Origin of the sequence: Acinetobacter sp. 226-1, from assembly GCF_030329325.1 — a bacterium.
Lineage (GTDB): Bacteria > Pseudomonadota > Gammaproteobacteria > Pseudomonadales > Moraxellaceae > Acinetobacter > Acinetobacter sichuanensis.
The window spans coordinates 229,318-251,615 of the sequence record NZ_JACANU010000001.1 but is presented as its reverse complement, the minus strand read 5'-3'; the positions used below and the strand labels follow the sequence as shown (position 1 = coordinate 251,615).

Below are 22,298 nucleotides of genomic sequence, written 5' to 3'. Positions count from 1 at the left end.
CCTTAGAAAGTATAACCCATATTGAGCATGAATCCTTTTAAGTCATTATCTGTATAGGTGTATGTTGCTCCAATTCGATAATCACTAATCCAAGCGTTTGGCTTTAAGTTTTTAAATCCGATTGATGCTGATAAATCATGTGAAACTTCGGTATATAATTCATCTCCATGATAATCCGTGCGTGCTAAAGACACTTTTGCAATCAGAGGACTATTATTAATACTGCGTTTCAAAACTTGGCTATATTCGACACCATTGCGCAAAATTGTATTTTTTAAATCGTAATGAGTTTCATAGTCCCCGATTTGAATAGAGTCTGTTTTATAGACTGTTGCCATATTAATAATATTGATTGAAGCATCCCAGCTTAATGGAAATTGTAGGTTACTCACCAAACCACCACCATAGATTAAAGCTGCTGAACCTAAGTCTTCTGAACCTGTTGCTCCCACTCGTACTTGTGGCATAACAAACCAAGTTAAATCTTTGTTTTCATAAGCTTTAAAATTTACACCCAAACCAAAGTTTAGACTACCCGAATAAGCTCCCTCAGTATCAACAAGCGTAATAGGTACATCAAAAGATATGCCTACTTTTTCATTTTCAAACCAGTGGCTATAACTGATGGGTAAGTTATAAACATCTACGCCATATTCACCTTGGGTATAACGCCCAAAACGTGGTGTAATTCCAAAACTAGAACGTGAACCTGTGGTTTTATTGCCAAAAGCTTGGTTTGAAGTCATGTCAGACATCGTTTCTGTACTGCTAACCGCCATCGTGCTCATTAAACTATTTGGGTTACCTGCAACAGGGTCTATAGGCGTATTTTTTACCCATTCCTTCGTTAGAGCTTTTAAAATATATTCATCTTCGCCTTTTAGAGCATTTAAAAAAGCGTCTTTAGCCTGCTCCCTCGTTCCTCCAATTTCCCCATAAATTCTGGTAATTCCTAATGATGGAATACTAAATTTTAACTGTGATGAGTCTTGTGCAAATTCAAGTTGAGTATTTACCCCTCTTAAATTTAATGCTGAATGCGCAAAAGATGTTTCTGTATAATTTGGAAATATTTGTTTCATATTTACAAAATCATACTGGTCAATCGCATCATTTAAATTACTATAGCCTTTGCTCTGATACGTATTATTTCCAACTTGAATTTGAGCATTAAAGACATCTTTTGCAAATGCAGGTGTCGCCCCAACGAATAATAAAGCACCTAAAACATACGCGCTAACTTGAATATTCATAACAATCTCACTGATCTTAACTTCTACTTTCCCCAAGCCTAATGTATTGTTTTATTGAATAAATTCTATTCCCCAAATGAGGAGTATTTTTAAAATGATGTCTTCGCTATAGTGTGCGATTTTTTATTTCTGTATGTCATTTTGGTATGAAATGCCACCGAACATTTAAACTTGGCGTGGATAATGTATACATCTGTATATTAATACTGAAATAAACGAGATATTTTGCATGTCCAATTCAATTGATGGTTTACAATTTCCTCTAGATCCGCACTCTAAAAAAAGCAGCTCCTCTCAAACAGGTAAAAATATCATTGCTGAAGCTTTATCTTTGGTTGACCCTCAACGTTCAAAGCAGGTACTACAAGAAAAAAATTGGCGTAAAAACTATCCAGTTTATTTCAAAGCTTTGGTAGAAAATGGCATTCAATCTGTCAATAATCCAATCACAATTGCAAAACAAGGTTTACATAAAGCTCAGCATAGTTTTGATTTTTTCAGAAATGGGCAACGTTATGCATTAAAAGATGTCATGTCTATTCCTTTGACGGAAAAAATTTATACTGTTCATTTTCAAGGTCAATCCGATATTCAACCTGAATGGTATGTGCCATATCGCGGCAAAAAATTGCAAGGTGCTGCTTTACTTGAACAAATCCAAGTTTGGGAAGATAAAGGCATCATCGAAGCGAGCCATGCTAATGCGCTCCGAGAAGCCCATGCTCATCCTGAATGGTTTGACTTGTCAGACCGTACATTGGTTTTATTTGGTGCAGGTTCTGAGGCAGGACCACTGACATGGCTTGCGCGTTGGAAAGCCAATATCGTTGCAGTGGATTTGCCTAATGAACGCGTCTGGGCAAAAATTCTTAATACCATCAAAAATGGTAATGCTACGCTTTATGCACCTTGTTTTGACAAGATAACAGATACTCAAGACATCGATACGCTCAAAAGTAAACTCGGTGCAAACTTACTTACTCAAATCCCAGAAATCACGCAATGGTTATGCGATAACCCTCAGCGTCTTGATTTAGCCTCGATTGCTTATTTAGATGGTGAAAAACATGTTCGTGTCTCTATGGCGATGGATAGCATCATGAACACGGTCAGTGAGCAAAAAGCCGATTCATCGTTGATGTATATGTGTACCCCAACCGATGTTTATGCTGTGCCCAAAGAAGTAATCGAAGGCTCTATAGCAAAAAATCAACAACGCTCTAAACTGGAAATTATTCTGAGTAAAGGTGTTTCTGCCTTGTCCATGAAGCAGTTTTTTAAAGACAATCCATCTAAACTCATCGCATCTGATAATGGTCAGTCCTATGGAGTTGCAGACTGCCTCGTGGTTGAACAGGGTCCAAACTATGCTTTAGCAAAACGTATTCAACAATGGCGTGCAACCTTGGCACGTCATCAAGGGCAAAAAGTCAGTATTAACATTGCGCCTTCAACGACAACGCATTCAGTGACAAAAAATCCACTGCTTAAAGCTGCATTTAACGGTGCCAGTTTATTTGATGTCGAAGCATTTGACCCAGAAACCACCAATGCCATTATGGCTGCACTTTGGATTCATGATTTAAAAAACCCTCAGTCCGTTTCCAATCCAGAAACCGCGATGGAACATCCTTTAGAACTGATGATGGAAGGTGCAAATCATGGAGGCTTATGGCGTGTAGCTTACTTAGCTCGTACAGCATTACCTTTTGCTGCAATCTATGGTTTTGCCGCAGAGAAACTTCCACTTAAGCAAGTACTGAGTAAGTTGAAAAAATAATACTCATAAAAAAACGCTGCTTAAGCAGCGTTTTTCAGATCAAATCATATGAGCATCTAAGAATTAAAACACTTTAAGCAATAACCAATACAATCCACCCGATAAACAAATGGTCGCAGGTAATGTAAAAATCCATGCTGAAAGAATCGTTTTAACAGTATTAAAGTTTAAACCTGATTTATTTGCCACCATGGTTCCAGCAACTGCCGAATTTAATACGTGTGTTGTTGATACAGGCATACCAAAACCATCTGCCGCAGCGATTGTTGTCATTGCAACCAACTCAGCAGACATCCCTTGACCATAAGTCATGTGATGCTTACCAATACGCTCACCCACAGTTACAACAATACGTTTCCAACCCACCATTGTTCCAAGACCTAGAGCAAGTGCTACAGCAACTTTGACCCAAGTTGGAATATATTGTAGGAATGAATCTAAACTTTTACGATATTCTTTTACAGTTTTCGCTTGAGCTTCGTCCATTTTTGGCAATTGTTCAGCTTTGTCTAAACGTTTAAATGCAGTTGTACTTAAGTACATATCATTACGTAAAGATGATACTTCTGCTTCAGGAATATCTTTTAAATCACCAAACTTAGCCACACGGTCACCTAAGTGATCTGTCAAACTTGCTAACGCAGGTACAACTTCGGGTGTCATTTCTTTGGTTTGAATATATTTGGTAATTGTTGAACGTGCTTGCTCATCAGGAATATCGGCATGCTGTGCATACACTGCTGTTGCTGTTTGTGCAGACAATTGAGAGAAAGACTGTAAATGTTGTTGATCTAAGTTTTTGTTGAGAGAATAAGCCAATGGCACTAAACCGATCAAAATCAACATGATCAAGCCCATACCTTTTTGCCCATCGTTTGAACCATGCGCAAAACTTACACCTGTACAAGTGAAAATCAAAATGGCACGAATCAATGGCGGTGGTGGCTTATTGCCTTCAGGTGGTTGGAACAACTCAAGTTGTTTCTTGAAAATCTTTTTCACGATCAAAAACACAATCGCGGCAAAAGCAAAACCAATCAATGGTGAGAATAAAAGTGCTTTACCCACTTTCATGACTTGGTCCATGTCTACACCACTTGCACCACTTGATGAGTGCAAAATGTAGTTCATGATCCCTACACCAAGAATCGAACCGATGAGTGTATGTGAGCTAGATGCAGGAATCCCTAAGAACCAAGTACCTAAGTTCCACATGATCGCAGCAATGAGCATGGCAAAAACCATGGCAAAACCAGCGCCTGATCCGACATTCATGATCAATTCAACAGGCAATAAAGCAATGATCCCGTAAGCCACAGCACCACTTGCAACCATTACCCCAAGAAAGTTACAAAAACCTGCCCACATCACTGCAACGGGTGCAGGCAAAGCATTGGTATAAATAACCGTTGCTACAGCATTGGCTGTATCATGGAAACCATTTACAAACTCAAAACCCAAAGCAATAAATAAAGCTGTCGCAAGTAATACAACAGAATATAAGCTCAAAGGTGGTACATGAGCTAAATCAGCAGAAAGCTGAACACCGATATAAATAAGTGTTGAAATAATAAGCGTTAAAAACACCGGCATAAAAAATTTAGGTGTCGGAACATGAACATTCGTCGATTTACTTTGAGTCGACGACTGTGATGAATCTGAAACGGGAGGTAGATTAGAATTCATGCAGACGTTTTAAGCGGATGATAGAATGCGCTTATTGTTCAATTAAATTGTGACAATTATATGACAAATAGCTGTCATATAAAGCAACATTTTTGCTTATTTGGATTGACCAAAATACAAACAAAGATCACTAAAAATAAATTAAACATTAATAAATCAACATATTAAATAAAATATAATTGGCAATTTACGCCAAAATGTCATTTTCCAACAATTAAAATAATTGTAATATTTGCAATAAAAAATTTCATATTGTTTTTTGGGGGCAAATAAAATACGCTCAAGAGATGACATTTCGATGAAAATTCAGACAATTATTTTCTAATGCCCTGCGCTAATTGATCAAAATAGCAACAAAAATGCTTTTCCTTCGCTTCACCACATGAATAACAGTAAAATTGATTTGAATTCTGCTAACATATATGCAGATTTTATATTCCATCGGATTGGGTTATTTATGTCCACACTTGCCACTTTAAAAGCGCTTCTCGCCCAACGCATCCTCATTATTGATGGTGCAATGGGAACCATGATTCAACGCCATAAACTCGAAGAAGCCGACTATCGTGGTGAGCGCTTTGCGGATTGGGCATCTGACTTAAAAGGCAACAATGACCTTTTGGTGCTGACTCAGCCACAAATTATTCAAGGCATTCATGAAGCCTACTTAGATGCTGGTGCGGACATCATTGAAACCAACTCATTCAATGGCACACGTGTTTCCATGTCAGATTATCACATGGAAGACTTGGTTCCTGAGATCAACCGTGAAGCGGCACGTTTGGCGAAAGAAGCCTGTTTAAAATACTCAACCCCTGACAAACCACGTTTTGTGGCAGGTGTATTGGGTCCAACATCACGTACCTGTTCGATTTCACCGAATGTAAATGACCCTGCATTTCGTAATATTACTTTTGATGAGTTAAAAGAAAATTATATAGAAGCTGCTCATGCCCTGATTGAAGGCGGTGCGGATATTCTGCTCATTGAAACTGTATTTGATACTTTAAACTGTAAAGCTGCGATTTTTGCAGTAAAAGAAGTGTTCCGTCAGATTGGTCGTGAATTACCCTTAATGATTTCAGGGACGATTACCGATGCTTCAGGTCGTACGCTGACAGGTCAAACTGCCGAAGCCTTCTGGAACTCTGTGCGTCATGGCGACTTATTGTCGATTGGTTTTAACTGTGCCCTTGGTGCAGATGCCATGCGTCCACACGTCAAAACCATTGCCGATGTAGCCGATACTTTTGTTTCAGCGCATCCAAACGCAGGTTTGCCAAATGCCTTCGGTGGTTATGATGAAACCCCTGAAGAAACTGCCGCATTCCTCAAAGAATTTGCAGAAAGTGGTCTGATCAATATCACAGGTGGTTGCTGTGGTACCACGCCTGATCATATCCGTGCTATTTACAATGCGGTAAAAGACATCAAGCCACGCCAAGTGCCTGAAACTAAACCTGCTTGCCGTTTAAGTGGTTTAGAGCCGTTCAACATCACCGCTGATTCATTATTTGTCAATGTCGGTGAACGTACCAACGTCACAGGTTCGAAAAAATTCCTGCGTTTAATCCGTGAAGAAAATTTTGCCGAAGCTTTGGATGTGGCATTGCAACAAGTGGTTGCGGGTGCTCAGGTCATCGACATTAACATGGATGAAGGGATGCTCGACTCGCAAGGCGCGATGGTGCATTTCCTCAACTTAGTTGCGTCTGAACCTGAAATTTCTAAAGTGCCGATCATGATTGACTCATCGAAATGGGAAATCATTGAAGCAGGTTTGAAATGCGTTCAGGGTAAGCCTGTGGTGAACTCGATCTCACTGAAAGAAGGCTATGACGAGTTTGTCGAAAAAGCCCGTTTATGCCGTCAGTACGGTGCGGCAATTATTGTCATGGCATTTGACGAAACAGGTCAGGCAGATACTGCGGCACGTAAGCGTGAAATCTGTAAGCGTTCTTATGATGTCCTGGTCAATGATGTGGGCTTCCCTGCTGAAGACATTATTTTTGACCCGAACGTGTTTGCGGTTGCAACTGGTATTGAAGAACACAATAACTATGCGGTTGATTTCATTGAAGCAACAGGCTGGATTAAACAAAATCTGCCCCATGCCATGATTTCAGGCGGTGTGTCGAACGTATCGTTCTCTTTCCGTGGTAATGAGCCTGTCCGTGAAGCGATTCACTCCGTGTTCCTTTACCATGCCATCAAACAAGGCATGACCATGGGGATTGTAAATGCAGGTCAGATGGCAATTTACGATGACATTGATGCTGAACTGAAAGCTGCGGTTGAAGATGTCATTCTGAATCAAAATCAGGGTGAAAGTCATCAGGAAGCGACTGAAAAACTGCTTGAAGTGGCTGAAAAATACCGTGGTCAAGGCGCTGCTCAAAAGAAAGTTGAAGATCTCGAATGGCGTAATCAACCTGTTGAAAAACGTCTTGAACATGCCTTGGTTAAAGGCATCACCACCTTTATTGATGAAGATACCGAAGAAGCACGCTTAAAATCCAAGCGTCCTTTAGATGTGATTGAAGGTCCACTGATGGACGGCATGAACGTGGTTGGTGACCTGTTCGGCTCAGGTAAAATGTTCTTGCCACAAGTGGTGAAGTCAGCACGTGTGATGAAACAAGCTGTGGCTTGGTTGAATCCGTTTATTGAAGCGGAAAAATCGGGCGGTCAGTCCAAAGGTAAAGTCCTGATGGCAACCGTCAAAGGCGACGTACACGATATTGGTAAAAATATTGTCGGCGTGGTTTTAGGCTGTAACGGTTATGACATTATTGACCTTGGTGTGATGGTACCTGCGGAAAAAATCTTACAGACTGCGATTGATGAAAAAGTCGATATTATTGGTTTGTCAGGTCTGATCACACCGTCTTTGGATGAAATGGTTTTTGTAGCCAAAGAAATGCAACGCAAAAACTTCCATGTTCCGTTATTGATTGGTGGGGCAACCACATCTAAAGCGCATACGGCAGTAAAAATTGACCCACAATATTCTAATGATGCTGTGATTTATGTTGCGGATGCTTCTCGTGCGGTGGGTGTGGCAACGACTTTATTATCAAAAGAAATGAAGCCGAAGTTTGTTGAAGAAACCCGTGCCGAATATGAAAAAGTCCGTGTGCGTATTGCCAATAAACAGCCAAAAGCAGCCAAACTGTCTTATGCTGAATCGATTGAAAATGGTTTAAAAATTGACTTTGCAGCGAATGCGCCTGTGAAGCCAAACTTTATTGGTACGCAAACGTTGACCAACTATCCGCTTGAAACTTTGGTGGAATACTTTGATTGGACACCATTCTTTATTTCATGGAGTCTGGCAGGTAAATTCCCGAAAATTTTGGAAGATGAAATTGTCGGTGAAGCAGCAACTGATTTATATAATCAGGCGCAGGACATGCTCAAAGACATTATTGAAAATAAACGCTTTGATGCCCGTGCAGTATTTAGCATTTACCCAGCCAACCGCTCAGCGGCAGATTCTGTTGAAGTTTATACGGAAGATGGTCAAGCAGTGACGCATACCTTCCATCATATTCGTCAGCAGTCTGATAAAGTGACAGGTAAACCAAACTTGTCTTTGGCTGATTTTGTGGCGACGAAAGATCAGGCAGAAGATTGGTTAGGTGGCTTTACGGTGTCGATCTTCGGTGCGGAAGAGATGGCGCATGAGTTTAAAGCCAAGGGCGATGACTACTCAGCGATTCTTGCTCAATCTTTGGGTGACCGTTTTGCTGAAGCATTTGCGGAGCATTTGCATGAGCGTATTCGTAAAGAATTCTGGGGCAATCAGGCAAATGAGCAACTTTCAAATGAAGAGTTGATTAAAGAAAAGTATATCGGGATTCGTCCTGCACCGGGTTACCCTGCTTGTCCTGAACATTCTGAAAAAGCGTCTTTGTTTGACTGGTTGGGCTCTACCGATAAGATTGGCACGCAACTCACTACGAGTTTTGCGATGTGGCCACCTTCTTCTGTCAGCGGTTTCTATTATGCAAACCCGCAGTCGGAGTATTTTAACGTGGGTAAAATTGCTCAGGATCAGCTTGAGGATTATGCGAAGCGTAAGAATTGGACGCTGGATGAAGCGAAGCGTTGGTTAGCGCCGAATTTGGATGATTCGGTTCAGTAATTTGTTTAATTTAATCCCCCTAAATCCCCCTTTGAAAAGGGGGACTTTCGCGTATCAATTGAATTACGTGACAGCCCCTCCCTTTTTTAAAGGGAGGTTGGGAGGGATTGAATTGATATAAATAAAACAATTACTTAAAATATAAACCAACAGGAATTTGAATATTTAACAATGGCTATTATAAAAAGTTTTGATCTTGCTAGCTTAGAGTCCATAAGTAAAATTTTAGGTGAAACTGCTGAAGGCTTATCAGGAACAGAAATAACTAAATATTTATTTGAGTGTAGTATTAAAGATCCACAATTAAACTCAACTAAGTGGAAACGTTTATACGATGCTTTATATTTAAAACAAAATGAAGATCGCTGTGCTAATAATATTTTAGCCTTTATTCAACATATTATGCGCCCTTCTAGACATGTACATAGAAAAGAATGGTTTGAAAATAAAAGAACCGAGCTGAACTATGTATTATCCTTTGAAGGTGTACAAATCGTAGAAAGTGGAGAAATAAAACAAGCAGGCAAAGTAAAAACATTTTCAGAAGCTGAAGAACGTGCACAAAATTTAAGAAAAGTATTACTAGATCGAAAAATACATGCTGATGTTCTTACTTTTTGCAAAGCTGAATTACTTGTTGATAATTACTTTCATGCTGTATTTGAAGCAACTAAAAGTATTGCGGAGAAAATTAGAATAAAAACCAACCTAACTTCTGATGGAGGTAATTTAGTTGATGAAGCATTTTCTTATAAGGGTAAGATTCCCTATTTAGCATTGAATAACCTAACAACTGAAAGCCATGAAAGTGAACAAAAAGGATTTATGAATTTACTAAAAGGTGTATTTGGAACATTTAGAAACACTACCGCACATGCTCCTAAAATAACTTGGGAAATAAATGAATTAGATGCCCTTGATATTTTATCAATGATTTCTCTAATACATCGAAAACTTGACAAAGCAGTTGAAGCTAAAAAAATGTATGAGGGTCAAATATAACTCCTTCTAACCTCCCTTTAAAAAAGAGAGGAACACCGTGAATCTAAAACCATCATAAAATTCACGGAAAGTCCCCCTTTTCAAAAGGTGAAAAACTACGTTTCGCAAGAGGGGGATTCCAATTGCAAAGAAATCACCTCAAAAACCCTTTCCACCACCGCATCAATCTCATTCAAAACTTGCCCATTATCAAATCGTAAAACAATTAACCAACTCACCTAAAGCCTCATCCCTCACTCGATCAGCATCCAACCCCTCACCTATATAGTGCTGTCCACCATCACACTCAATCACCAAATTGGCAGAGGGACAGTAAAAATCTACAATATAATTTAAAAGCGGTTTCTGCCGATAAAACTGAAGCTCTAAAATTTGCTTATGACGAAGCCTTGACCACAACAGCTTTTCAGCCTCAGTCATATTATTTCGTAAATCACGAGATGCCTGTTTTAAGTTTTTATTGTAGGGTTTCATTATTATTAATCTAATTGAAAGGCTTATCCTCCCTTACGCTAAAAAATCCTTTCAGCTTCAAAGGGAGGAATTTAGTCACTTTATTGGACTGATCATTTTCTAAAATTCGACAACAAAGTATTGGTAATCGCATTATTATGCTTCACCACTTTCGTCTTTTTTGCTTTGGCTGAATTATCTGCAACACGTTCAATCTTAATTGCACGTGGTTTTCCATTGTTATCGGCAATTAAAAACTTAACACGTTCATTGCGCTTAGGCTCACCATCTTCAAGCGGAAAATCAGAGATATGAAAGAAAATGTCTTCCTCTGCTCCACCGATAAAACCAAAACCACGATCTGCGTGATACTGCTTAATTTTCCCTTGCTGGAATTCAGATGCCATATACATTTTCCAAAATTTTACACAATTGAGCTATTATACCTATCTTCAAAATGGAAACATAAAAAATAAATTTTACCAAGGCATGACCGCAATAAATCTCTTATAACCGATCAACAAATAATACACCGTTCAAATGATCGACCTCATGCTGCACAATTCGAGCAGGAAAACCTGAAAATGTAGTTTCAACTTTTTCGCCATTCAATGTGTAATAACGCACTGAAATCTGTTCCGCACGAGTCACCTGTCCTCGCTCATCAGGAACACTTAAACAGCCCTCTTCACCCGCCACTGTTTCAGATGAAAATTCAAATATCTCAGGATTGACCATCACCACAGCTTCCATTGTTGGTGCATCGGGATAACGTGGATTTGCTCGGGACGCCACGATAATAACACGCTTGGAAATATACACCTGCAGCGCAGCAATCCCCACGCCCTGACGTGCCATCATGGTTTCATGCAATGCCGAAGCCAACTGAATCAACCATTCGCTGCCAAACTCATGCTCAGCAACAGACGCTGCAATCAGGCTTAGAATCGGTTCACCACGTTGGGCAACAGGTAAAATCACAGACATTGCTTTCTCCTTTTCATCATATTGATTTTGATAGTTTATTTTTGACTTATTTAAACTCATTAAAAAAATTATCAAATTTAAATATATCCATATTTTAAGTATATCTTCAGTTCAATTTGTCATACTGATTTTTTAAGCAATCAATATGATAAAAAATGAATACTACAGTTTTACTTTTAGGTGTAGTTTTTAGCTCAATAGGCTTAGGCTATTTTATTTTTGGTAAAAAACAAAAAAATATGGTGGTCTTGGTCTCTGGTATTATTTTAATGCTTTACCCTTATTTTATTGAAAATATATTCTTCATGCTTATTATTGGTGTTGCACTTATATTTTTACCCAAATTTATTAAAATTTAAGTGCAACAGATCATTTTAAATAAGATATTGAATAATTTTTTATATTAACAATTAGATTTCTTGTACCTCAGTATAAGACCGTACTTGATTACGCCCTTTATTTTTAGCAAGATATAATGCCTGATCAGCATGTTTTAAAACCATTTCTTTATTCACATTTTCTTCAGATACAGCCACCCCAAAACTCGCAGTTATATAAATTTCACGATGTGAATCTAAAGAAATAGGCTCTTGTTCAATATACTGTCGAAACTGTTCTGCAATTAATACAGCTTGCTGCTGTGTTTTATTTTGCAAAATCAATAAAAACTCTTCTCCACCATATCGACCTGCCATATCATTTGTACTTAAATGTAAATTAAATAATTTGGCGACTTTAATCAGTACAATATCGCCGATATCATGCCCATAATGATCATTAATATGTTTAAAATGGTCAAGATCTAGCAAAATTAAAGCATAATCTTGATTTTCAACCTGCATAAAACTCAAACGTTGTGCCAGACTACGACGGTTAAAAATATTGGTCAATGGGTCAAGTGAGCTCATATGTTGAATCTGTGCTTCACGATTACGCCATTGAGTCAGTAAAATTTCAAAAAGAATAATTGAAAATATAAAAATCGGAGCATATAAAAATAGCATGCTATAAATCCAAAATGAATTTTCCGATAAAATTGTTTGATTAAGCTCTCGACTAAATAATGGTGCATAAGGAATTTTTTCTAAACTACTTAAAACCATACACACAAGCATAAAAATAGTGACAGGAATTGCTGTGCTATAAATAATTTTTCTTTCAAATAGGACAATACCCACAGAAATTAGACTGATATATCCACCAATTGTTGCAGGGCTTAAAATACCAACATTAAAACCGCCATATATTAAGGTTGCACCAAAATATAAAATTGCAAAATATGGAAAATCATTTTGTATCCATTTATTTTTTTTAAACTTCCAACTTAAAAATGCAAATAGTAAAAATATAATCAGAATAGTCAACGAAATAATCAAATGTGAATGATATAAACTTTCATTCATCCAATATTTCATCGTTGGTATACTAAAAACAAAAAGATACCATACGATCCATAAAATGTAGACTAATGCACCTAGTACCATCACTAAACAACATTTGGTAAGAGGATGCCAATTTAAAATGATATTTCCATTTATAAATTCACTGAATCTGCCCCACACGTTCATTACAGCCTGCCATCCTGACTTATATTTTGAAATATTACATATCTATCTTAAATGAACAACATATCTACGATGATTCACACAAAAGTCATATTCAACAAAAAGAGATTCGACATTTTATAGTCAAGTTTCTAAACTCTCAGCTGTTTAATTCCTGTATATACTTTTAACTGTTGGCAATATTCAATCACTAAAAAATAATGATGATATTCAATTAAAATATCAAATTCATCTGCCCCATTGTCTAAACCTGTGACTGTCCATGTTGTGCCCTGCGGAAAATCCTGTAGCCATTTCGCTTTATAAAAGTCCGAAACTGAATCAAAATCTAAATAACATTCAGGTTCGGACTGAATTTTTTCAGCCAGTTTTTGAAATTTTTCTGTTTGCATGGTAACAAAATCAATGATCATCTCTTGGCTCTCTGTCGGTTATAACTGAAGCATTTGTTTCTTTTTTACTTGCTCCCATTGCCACCAACCAAATGCAGCCATCACCACAAATGCTGCATATAAACCTGCCGTAAGTTGCAGATCTTTATGAATAAACATTGCAACATAAACAATGTCAACAAAAACCCATAAAACCCATGTCGCAATATGTTTACGACTCGTCCAATAAGTAGCAAGTAAACTAAATGCAGCCAATTGAGAATCTAGCATTGGCAAAGCAGCATCAGTAAAATAATGCAAACTTAACCCAAATACTAAGCCACCCAGAGCAGCTAAAATCATCTGAATAATCACATTTTTTATAGCAATTGGTTCAATACGAATTTCATGATCCTGTTGTTTACCTTTCAACCAATGATAAAAACCATAAAAGTTAATAATCATAAAGAAAAATTGTAAAATAGTTTCGCCATAAAGTTTGACTTGAAAAAATAGATAAGCATATAAAACAAAGGCAAAAAAGTTAAAAAACCAACATAACATATTACGTTTGATCGTCAGTGCAACCCCGATAATACTAATGATCACTGAGAATATTTCTAAAGAAGACATCGCTAAGCTGCACTAAAAAATAATAGCTTATTATGAAAAAAAATAACGTGAATGCAAGCCAACTGCTCTAAATAATCTGTCTATTTTTCAATATGAATGAAATGATTTGAATCAGAGTAATACGGCATAAATAGACTTATTTTTAAGGATCTATGGTACAACTATAAACCCATCAGTCATGTTGATTGAATTGATCGTTTTAACATGATCAGTTAAAAGTATTGATGTATTAATGATATAAAGATCTAAGTGAGAACAATAATGTCAAATACGCAAGGAAAAGTCAGTCGTGAAATTCGTGGTCATTTGTACCTGATCGGCTTAGACAGAGCAAGTAAACGTAATGCTTTTGATAGTCATCTGATTCAAGATTTATCTTTAGCTTTAACAGAATACGAAAATAACCCCGAACTTAGATGTGCCGTCGTTTTTGCTCATGGTGATCATTTTACTGCAGGGCTTGATTTAGTCGAACTACAACCTAAATTGGCTGAGGGTGTTTTTAATTTTTCTGACGATATCGTCAACCCTTGGGGGACAGTGGGTCGTCAGAGAACAAAACCCTTAGTTACTGCGGTTCAAGGTTATTGCTATACCGCAGGAATTGAGCTGATGTTGAATTCAGATATCGTCATTGCCAATGAAAATACTCAATTTACACAAATTGAAGTACAACGCGGTATTTTACCTTTTGGTGGTGCAACAGTACGTTTCGTTCAAGCTGCAGGTTGGGTAAAAGCCATGAAATACGTACTCACGGGCGATCTTTTCTATGCACAAACTGCGTATGAAATGAACCTTGTGACAGAAGTCGTGGAAGGCAATAATCAACTTATTCGAGCACTTGAAATCGCTGAAAGTATTGCTCAAGCCGCGCCCCTTGCCGTACAGGCAGCCTTAAAATCTGCTCATCAAGCATTTTTACATAGCCCTGAAATTGCTTTTGGAAATTTACAAGAATTACTGACACCATTACTTGCATCTGAAGATGCACAAGAAGGTGTAAAAGCGATGATCGAGCGTCGAGCACCACGTTTTCAAGGTAAATAAACACATATCACATGATATAGACAGTTAAAAATGAGGAAAAAGATGATAGAAAACTTAAAATTCGCTCATACTGAAAATAGAGTTTATCAATCCTTTCGAGTTGATACTTGCTCATTTCAAGCTTTAGACGGTTATGATTTAGTCGGAGTCAGCTATACACCAGAGCAAGAGATTCGGGCTAAAATTTTACTGTCTTGTGCAACGGGCGTACCGCAAGCTTTTTATCGTCGTTTCTCTGAATATGCTGCTCAGCAAGGCTTTCAAGTGCTCACCTTTGACTATCGTGGTGTTGCTCAATCTGCACCTCAACAACTAAAAGGCTTTGAAATGTCCTATTTAGATTGGGGCAAGCTCGATTTAGCAGGTGCAATTGATCATTTTTCAGATGAACAACTTCCTCTTTTTCTGGTTGGTCATTCCTACGGTGGACAAGCTTTAGGTCTAACATCCAACCATCATAAAGTCACAGCGATGTATTGTTTTGGCACAGGTGCAGGCTGGCATGGCTATATGCCATTGAAAGAGAAAATAAAAGTTCAAGTGATTTGGAATATTGTTTTCCCACCTTTGGTCGCACTCACAGGTTACTTGCCTTGGAGTAAATTCAAAATGGGCGCAGACTTACCTAAAGGCGTCTATCAAGAGTGGCGAAAGTGGTGTAAAAATCCAACTTATTTTTTTGATGATCCTGAACAAAAAGAACTCCATCATCTTTATGCAGCAGTCAAAACACCGATCTATGCTGTCGCTGCTTTAGATGATGACTGGGCTTTACCAAATTCACGATATGCTTTTATGCAGCACTATAAACATGCACCGATGCATTTTATTAACATTTGTGCAGATGATTTTGGTTTAAAACAAATTGGGCATATGGGATATTTTCGTAAAGGGTCTGAACCAATCTGGGATCAAATGCTAGAAACCTTTAATGACCTCATCACCCCATCTTCATAAATGTCTTTCTTTTAAAATGGCGTTTGAAAGCAAAATCCTAAGCAAGAGCTCATAAAATTAAATCGACTGATGTATTTAATTTAGAGCAAATAATAAAAAACTTATGATGATGCTTTCATCAATTCAGCTTTATGTTCAACACCATGACGGTCAACATGCGTATAAAAAATGCCGTATTTTCCAACATAGTACTCTAAAGACTGCTGACGATAATTCCAATAAATACACCATTCTCCAAGATCAAACTCACCAATTTGACTGTCTGTTTTACTTGGCATTTTATTCAAAAATTGCTGTTGTATGTGTTCTGCTTGTTCAATGTCTTGCTGTTGTATGTGTTGTTCGAAAAAAAGTTTGGCGACATCATCAAATAATTGTTGTTCTTCATCACTCAGTGCTAACGGCTCAACTTTTGTCACACTACTTTTGGGTTGAACAGCATCTTTAAAGGGTTTAAATGTCGTTGATTTTAACTGTGAAAGTTGTTGTTTAGAAATAACTCTAAAAATAAAAAAAATCACCCCAATAGCAATGATGATCAGCAACCATTTCATGATTTGAAACTCCTTTACCTAATCTCAATAAACCATACTTTGACCTGAGTTAAAGATGATCTTTTTCACTTTATTGTAAATGTTCTTGTTGAAATTTTTTAAGATCTCCAGACAGATAAACCATACCTTTTCCTGCTTGTTTTTTTAATACAATGCCTTGCCCAATTTTTTTATACTGTGCTTGTTGTTGTTTATTTTCACCTAAATACAGTTGTTTTTGTAAATAAATCTTTTGATCTTGTGCTGAAATTTTAATACCACCTTCATCTGATGCCATATAAGGGACTTTGCTTGCATAAATATGTTGCTCATCCTGCATCCATACAAAAACCAAATCACCACCACGCTCATACATATTATCAAAAACCACGGTAGATTGATCGACACGCTGCGAGTTGATTCCTACATAACCAATCGCATCAGATAACTGATCATAAAAATAAATCTTTTGACCCGAAGCAAGCTGAAGACCAAAACCCGAATAATATTGTATTTTGCCCTGCTTTTCCGTTGTACACGAATACGTTTTTAATTGTACTTTTCCAGATTTTAATTGATAAGTTTTGGCTTCAAATACATCTGCATCATCTTGTGTACATGCTTTGTCTAAAGTTTTACTTTGTTTTAAATTGTCAAAATTGATCATGGAGTTTGCAAATGTCGCACTACACATCATACAAAGTACAAGAGAACTTAAATATTTCATTATTTTTAAAACTCAAATTATTTTCATTGCCGATCAATATATTAAATGATTTTATGATGTCGCAAAATAAACTGAATCAAAAAAACTGTATCTTTATGATACTTGATCTTTAGGTTTTAAAATGAGCTTTGCGATTTTTTGACTGACATCTATCGAAAGTTTGTCAACATAATGACTATAAACTTGGGCAACACCAAGAGTAACAATAATGAAAATACTTGATGCCCACATCACAGCACTCAAATAGCTCCATCCCCAACTTAAAAATAAATTTAAAAATGGCAGACAAATCAGATACATCAACATTAAATGTAGCAAATATACTGAAAAAGATAATTTACCTAACCAAACCAATAAAGGCTGATCTAATATATTTGATAGTTTTTGATTCATTAAAATACTATAAACAATCAAAATACCCGCAAAAAAATTGCCATACTCATAGGTTCGATTACCAAGCCATTCATATAACCAAACATATGACTGACTTGTATTATGTGCACCTGCTAAATATAAACCTAAAATTAGTAATGTACTTGCACATAAAAGCGAAATTTGGCGACCATAAAAATAAATATACATGCCAATAATAAAGCTAGAGATTCCCATACAAAAGCCTTCACCACGCCAATAATAAGCAAAGTAGGCAAAGACAATTGAGCCTATAAAAAATACGACATGATGCAGTTGGCGTAACCCAATTAAGATAAATAAAGTAAATGAACCGAGTAATTCAATGGTCATCGTCCAAAGTACCCAATTAATATTACTTTCTGCAAAAAGAAAAGAACCAATTGTGCCTTCATAAAAAACAGTTTTTAATGAAAAAACTTGAGTGACATAACTTTGTAGCCATCCGCCAGCATGCTGACTATCAATCTTAATGGTATTAAATACAACCCAAATCAATAAACAAGAAAACAAAGCAGGAATCATTAAACGCGGATAACGCTTAATCCACATATTTTTAAGCTTAAAGGAAATCTGTGCAGGATTTTTACAAATGGCATAACTCAAAACATAACCACTCAGCACAAAAAAGATAAAAACAGCAGCCGTTCCCGAATACCAAAATGCAAAAGGTGAATGATGAATCGCATAAATCAATTGATTATTAGCAACATCATTGACATCAAAATAATGCAAATACGGAATAAAGCTTAGGCTTAAATGTGAAAAAACCACAGCTAAACACGCTAAGCCTCGAATGCTTTCAGCCGAATTTATTTTTTGCACAAGCCTTGATCCATATGAAAAATCTGCCTTCCCTGTCATAGCACGGTAAATAAGTGTCGTAAAAAATCCCACTTAGATGTGGGATTTTTTATCGTTAGATTTATTGAATTGAAATGATTTTGCCATGTTCATCATGATGAACAATACTGATCTTCTGGTGTCGACCTTCATCAATCTCTTGTTCATTTAAAGCAAAATGTTCAGCATAATCAGATAAAGATTTAGTCTTAGCTTGCTCAGGTGTTTTTGCAGGAATAAAACGGTTCCATAACAACAAACTCAATGCACAGACCATCAGTGCAATTAAACCATGCTGTAATATTACCGTAAAAGCTTGCATAATGTTGTGAACAATATGTGGCTTTTGTATACCAATCACCCCGATAAGCAAGAGTAATGGGCGCCACAATAAAATCCAAACACCCCATAACATGGCTGTTGATGTTGTTGATATATATCGCTTATGCCAAGGCAATTGTTGACGTAAATCAATAATCAGATTACTGGCTTTCATTTTTACCTATACTCAAACAATGCCATTAAGATCGCATACCTCTATCAGGGCTGATCCAACGCGCACGCTTTCCATGACCACGTAGCAATACTTTTGGAAATGCTACAATACTTGCTGTTAACGTAATTAACCAAAAAACAAAAGGATACCAAATCATCCAATAATAGTTTTTTAATAGATTAGGTTCGTATCTACTATCCATCCATTTGCTTAAAGCAAACTGAAGTAAACAACTTAAACCCAAAAGAATTCCGCTTCCGTACGGTAAAAAAGGAGAACTCACGTTTTGACTGATCGCAATGCTTGGGATTATAAAATGCAATACCCAAATAATTGCAACCGCGAGCATTAAATATGACCAAACTAATGTCAAAACCAGTTCTAAAATCAGGGGCCAAAGATAATTTAATTTAGGTTTAAATACAACATCGATATTTTTAATAAGGACTTGTGCGCCACCCATTGCCCAACGTAAACGCTGTTTCCATAAACCATTTAAGGTTTCAGGCATTAAAATCCACACCAAAGCATTGGGTTCAAAATGAATATTCCAACCTGCACGTTGTAACTTCCATGTGATATCAATATCTTCAGTTAAGGCATTGGGTGACCAGTAACCAACATCATGCACAGCACTTTTACGAAATGCAGTAATCACACCAGAAACCGTAAAAAGTCGTCCAAAACTCCGTTGAGCACGTTTAATCAACCCCACGATAGAAGAGAACTCACCAACTTGTATTCGCCCTAATAAGGTAGAACGTGTACGAATACGTGGATTACCTGTAACTGCTGCAACACTTGGGTCTGCTAAAAAATGTCGTACCATCCACATCGCAGCATGAGGGTCTAATAGAGCATCACCATCAATCCCAATCAAATATTCAGCATCTGTCAATAGACTTCCTGCCTGTAAAGCCATGGCTTTACCCTGATTTTTCGCAAGATGCACTACACGTAATTTTGGGTATTTCTGAGCTAAAGCATCCAAAATTTGTGCGGTATGATCAGAACTACCATCATTGATCGCAATCACTTCAAAATGAGGATAATTTAACTGTAATGCATGACTTAAAGTCTCTTCTGCATTTTCTCCCTCATTAAAACAAGGAACTAATACAGCAACTTTAGGATATGCCATTAACGGATTAGGTTGATCATAAGGCGGTTCTTTTTTTTCCTTACGGAAGAAAATCACCGCGCCAATCATCCAAAGATATGACATAAATAATGGATAAAAAAACACAAAATCCAAAGCCATATGCCAGAAATGCTGTAAAAAATTCATATCGAGTACTATTAAGGAACGAGACGATTGGTTTTTAAGCCAAAGACATCACGCATAATTTTTGGATCTGGATGATTTTTGAAAGGATCATCAGGATAATAGGCAATGTGCATCGCACCCTGCTGATAGAGTGATTTTATCGTATCAGCCATCTCTTGTGTGGGAACAGGCTGATTATTTCGCCAGTTGAGCGCTTGTAATTCAAATACTGTTTTTTTCAGCCCATTTGGATAAGACTTGACACGATTTACAATATCTTTAAAGAATTTTTTTTGATCGTCAACTTGCTCCATATAAGGCATTGCCATAATTGCTGTAAAATCATAACGATTGAGTGATTGTTCCAAAGATTGTGCGTACCAATTTTCCGAATACGCATTTAAAGCTACTTGGGCATACATATTACGTGCTGTCACCAAATAAGGATGGTAATAACGAATCTGATCTGCCATTTGCATTGCAAAATCATCAATGGTTTTGGTCTTAAATGCTGTCCATTTTTGTAATTGTGCTTCATCTTTACGCACAGCATCTAGATCAGTTGAAATACCTGCTGCTTTATAAGCACTTAAAGCATAAGAACTACTGTCTTCATAGTCAGATAGCGTTGTATCATCATGAAAAAGAATACCATTGAACTCAGATGACTTTGCAAGATCTTCATAAATCCCTCGAATCACCTCTCTTGCTTGAGCAGAATAAGGAGATAAACGATGATAACCCATATTTAAATGGTCAGATTTTTCAGCTTGTTGAGTGACCACCAACTGCTGTGAAACAGGGTTTTCTTTGGGTAAATCCCATGCCAAAAGTGGCATCCATGCATATAAACGTGTCACTTGAGTACGAGACTGGATTTGCCAAGCAACTCGATTAAACAAATCTGCACGCATAGGTAAATAACGATTTGGGAAATACACCATATCTGCTGAACCATCTGCATCTGGGTCAGAAAAAGCTTGTAAATACACTGTATTGACTTTCATTGCCTGAATACGATCAAGTAATAGACCAATATTTCGTTCTTCTTGAGCAGGATCAGGATCATACAAATAGTCTAAATCGACATGCATAATCTTTTGTGGACGATTATTGTCATTTAAGCCCATTTCACGTGTATGTATATCTTTTAATAAGTCCTCACGTGTCGTGTCACTTTCGATTAAAATTCGATTTAAATGACTCAACGACTGTTTAACATCATTACTTCCGTCATCTAAAGTAATGGTGATAGGCATACCTAATCGATTCGCAATTTCAATCGTTTTCATATTGTACTGACCATAAGGCCACACCATGACACGTGGGCTACGAATCCCATGTTGCTTTAATAAGTCATTATTTTTCTTTAAATCTGTATAAATACGCTCTGCATAAGCAGCATCTGTTTCGTAGCTTTTATTTTCAGGTGAATATAAACGTGTTGTTGCTGCTGGTTCTGAATTCCCTTGTGGATTGCCTAAAATCCCACGATGTAAGTCGTAACTATGACTCCCAATTTCGACATAACCACTGTCTTGCATTTCTTTTAGCTCATCCCAAGTCAAAATATCATGACGAGGAATGGTCTGATCACCAAAACTGACTTCTTTACCTTGCGTATCTATCCATGACCCAACAACAGATAAAACAACTGGAACTTTTAATGCCTTAACAAGTGGATATGCATATTGATAAAAACTTTGATAACCATCATCCACAGTGAGCAACAACGGTTTTTTGGGTAGTTTATATTTTCCCTGATTTGCCTGAATCAATTGATCTACACTAATAAAGTGAAAACCATCTTGCTGCAAAGATTTAATTTGCTCAGCAAATTGTTTAGATTTAATGGCATATTGTGGAATTAAAGCATGTTCATGATCTGTAATCTCATGATAACCAATGATGGTTAAAGAACGAGGATCTGGTTTGAGCGTTTCAGCATTTGACATCATACTCATAGAAGCAGCCAGCATCGTTAGACAAGCAACAATTGGTTTAAAAAAACAATTCAACATAAATTTTTAGCTCATGAACTTTTTATGAATGCTGATTTTATGGTTTATCTTAAATCCAACGGGACAAATCCAGTAACGAAAAAACTGCACCCTCAAAATTTTGCACAGTTTCTTTT

At 37.1% G+C, this 22,298-nt stretch carries 19 protein-coding genes and 1 pseudogene; 6 read left to right on the top strand and 14 right to left on the bottom strand.

Features of this window, described 5'->3' with window-relative positions:
* Positions 1-2: 2 nt before the first annotated feature.
* Positions 3-1,253: a hypothetical protein gene (locus tag HX124_RS01205; RefSeq protein ID WP_286381697.1), complete on the bottom strand. Its 1,251-nt coding sequence runs from the start codon at positions 1,251-1,253 to the stop codon at positions 3-5.
* Between the two features lie 229 nt (positions 1,254-1,482).
* Here HX124_RS01205 and HX124_RS01200 point away from each other — a divergent pair, with 229 nt between their 5' ends.
* Positions 1,483-3,033: a hypothetical protein gene (locus HX124_RS01200; protein ID WP_286381696.1), complete on the top strand. Its 1,551-nt coding sequence runs from the start codon at positions 1,483-1,485 to the stop codon at positions 3,031-3,033.
* 63 nt (positions 3,034-3,096) lie between these two features.
* Here HX124_RS01200 and HX124_RS01195 read toward each other — a convergent pair whose 3' ends face one another.
* Positions 3,097-4,719 (bottom strand): inorganic phosphate transporter, encoded by a 1,623-nt coding sequence (locus tag HX124_RS01195; RefSeq protein WP_286381695.1) that lies wholly within the window; start codon positions 4,717-4,719, stop codon positions 3,097-3,099.
* 457 nt (positions 4,720-5,176) lie between these two features.
* Here HX124_RS01195 and metH point away from each other — a divergent pair, with 457 nt between their 5' ends.
* The gene (gene metH / locus HX124_RS01190) at positions 5,177-8,866 is read left to right on the top strand and encodes a methionine synthase (RefSeq protein ID WP_286381694.1); all 3,690 of its coding nucleotides are present in this window, start codon (positions 5,177-5,179) and stop codon (positions 8,864-8,866) included.
* A gap of 171 nt (positions 8,867-9,037) precedes the next feature.
* On the top strand, positions 9,038-9,868 hold the full coding sequence (locus HX124_RS01185; protein WP_286381693.1) for a TIGR02391 family protein: 831 nt from the start codon (positions 9,038-9,040) through the stop codon (positions 9,866-9,868).
* Positions 9,869-9,963: 95 nt separating this feature from the next.
* On the opposite strand, the pseudogene HX124_RS01180 reads toward HX124_RS01185, so the two are convergent.
* From HX124_RS01180 to def, 3 genes and pseudogenes are all read right to left on the bottom strand, one after another.
* Positions 9,964-10,342, bottom strand: a pseudogene (locus HX124_RS01180) (endonuclease domain-containing protein).
* 92 nt (positions 10,343-10,434) lie between these two features.
* Positions 10,435-10,728 carry a cold-shock protein gene (locus tag HX124_RS01175; RefSeq protein WP_107007464.1) on the bottom strand — a complete coding sequence of 98 codons (294 nt, stop codon included), beginning with the start codon at positions 10,726-10,728 and terminating at the stop codon, positions 10,435-10,437.
* Between the two features lie 100 nt (positions 10,729-10,828).
* Positions 10,829-11,308, bottom strand: a complete 480-nt coding sequence (gene def, locus HX124_RS01170; protein ID WP_286381692.1) for a peptide deformylase — start codon at positions 11,306-11,308, stop codon at positions 10,829-10,831.
* A 155-nt stretch (positions 11,309-11,463) separates the two neighbouring features.
* Here def and HX124_RS01165 point away from each other — a divergent pair, with 155 nt between their 5' ends.
* Positions 11,464-11,667: an amino acid transport protein gene (locus HX124_RS01165; RefSeq protein WP_107007462.1), complete on the top strand. Its 204-nt coding sequence runs from the start codon at positions 11,464-11,466 to the stop codon at positions 11,665-11,667.
* Positions 11,668-11,718: 51 nt separating this feature from the next.
* Here HX124_RS01165 and HX124_RS01160 read toward each other — a convergent pair whose 3' ends face one another.
* From HX124_RS01160 to pnuC, 3 genes are all read right to left on the bottom strand, one after another.
* Positions 11,719-12,711: a GGDEF domain-containing protein gene (locus HX124_RS01160; RefSeq protein WP_286376263.1), complete on the bottom strand. Its 993-nt coding sequence runs from the start codon at positions 12,709-12,711 to the stop codon at positions 11,719-11,721.
* A gap of 293 nt (positions 12,712-13,004) precedes the next feature.
* Positions 13,005-13,286, bottom strand: coding sequence for a hypothetical protein (locus HX124_RS01155; protein WP_286381691.1), 282 nt, complete (start codon positions 13,284-13,286; stop codon positions 13,005-13,007).
* A gap of 18 nt (positions 13,287-13,304) precedes the next feature.
* A complete protein-coding gene (pnuC, locus tag HX124_RS01150; RefSeq protein WP_286376265.1) occupies positions 13,305-13,877 on the bottom strand; it encodes a nicotinamide riboside transporter PnuC in 573 nt (190 codons plus the stop codon).
* Between the two features lie 261 nt (positions 13,878-14,138).
* On the opposite strand from pnuC, the gene HX124_RS01145 reads away from it, so the two are divergent.
* The gene (locus HX124_RS01145) at positions 14,139-14,927 is read left to right on the top strand and encodes a crotonase/enoyl-CoA hydratase family protein (RefSeq protein ID WP_107007458.1); all 789 of its coding nucleotides are present in this window, start codon (positions 14,139-14,141) and stop codon (positions 14,925-14,927) included.
* Between the two features lie 42 nt (positions 14,928-14,969).
* Positions 14,970-15,884 (top strand): alpha/beta hydrolase family protein, encoded by a 915-nt coding sequence (locus HX124_RS01140; protein ID WP_286381690.1) that lies wholly within the window; start codon positions 14,970-14,972, stop codon positions 15,882-15,884.
* A gap of 101 nt (positions 15,885-15,985) precedes the next feature.
* Here the strand turns inward: HX124_RS01140 and HX124_RS01135 are convergent, their stop codons facing one another.
* The 6 genes from HX124_RS01135 to pgaB form a co-directional block, all read right to left on the bottom strand.
* Positions 15,986-16,438: a hypothetical protein gene (locus HX124_RS01135; RefSeq protein ID WP_286376267.1), complete on the bottom strand. Its 453-nt coding sequence runs from the start codon at positions 16,436-16,438 to the stop codon at positions 15,986-15,988.
* A gap of 70 nt (positions 16,439-16,508) precedes the next feature.
* Positions 16,509-17,144, bottom strand: coding sequence for a hypothetical protein (locus tag HX124_RS01130; RefSeq protein ID WP_286381689.1), 636 nt, complete (start codon positions 17,142-17,144; stop codon positions 16,509-16,511).
* Positions 17,145-17,237: 93 nt separating this feature from the next.
* On the bottom strand, positions 17,238-18,380 hold the full coding sequence (locus HX124_RS01125; protein ID WP_502872795.1) for an acyltransferase family protein: 1,143 nt from the start codon (positions 18,378-18,380) through the stop codon (positions 17,238-17,240).
* A 100-nt stretch (positions 18,381-18,480) separates the two neighbouring features.
* Positions 18,481-18,894 carry a poly-beta-1,6-N-acetyl-D-glucosamine biosynthesis protein PgaD gene (pgaD, locus tag HX124_RS01120; RefSeq protein ID WP_286376270.1) on the bottom strand — a complete coding sequence of 138 codons (414 nt, stop codon included), beginning with the start codon at positions 18,892-18,894 and terminating at the stop codon, positions 18,481-18,483.
* A 25-nt stretch (positions 18,895-18,919) separates the two neighbouring features.
* Positions 18,920-20,182, bottom strand: a complete 1,263-nt coding sequence (pgaC, locus tag HX124_RS01115) for a poly-beta-1,6-N-acetyl-D-glucosamine synthase (protein WP_107007452.1) — start codon at positions 20,180-20,182, stop codon at positions 18,920-18,922.
* An 11-nt stretch (positions 20,183-20,193) separates the two neighbouring features.
* Entirely contained in the window at positions 20,194-22,182 is a 1,989-nt protein-coding gene (gene pgaB / locus HX124_RS01110; RefSeq protein ID WP_286381687.1) for a poly-beta-1,6-N-acetyl-D-glucosamine N-deacetylase PgaB, read from the bottom strand.
* Positions 22,183-22,298: the final 116 nt, after the last annotated feature.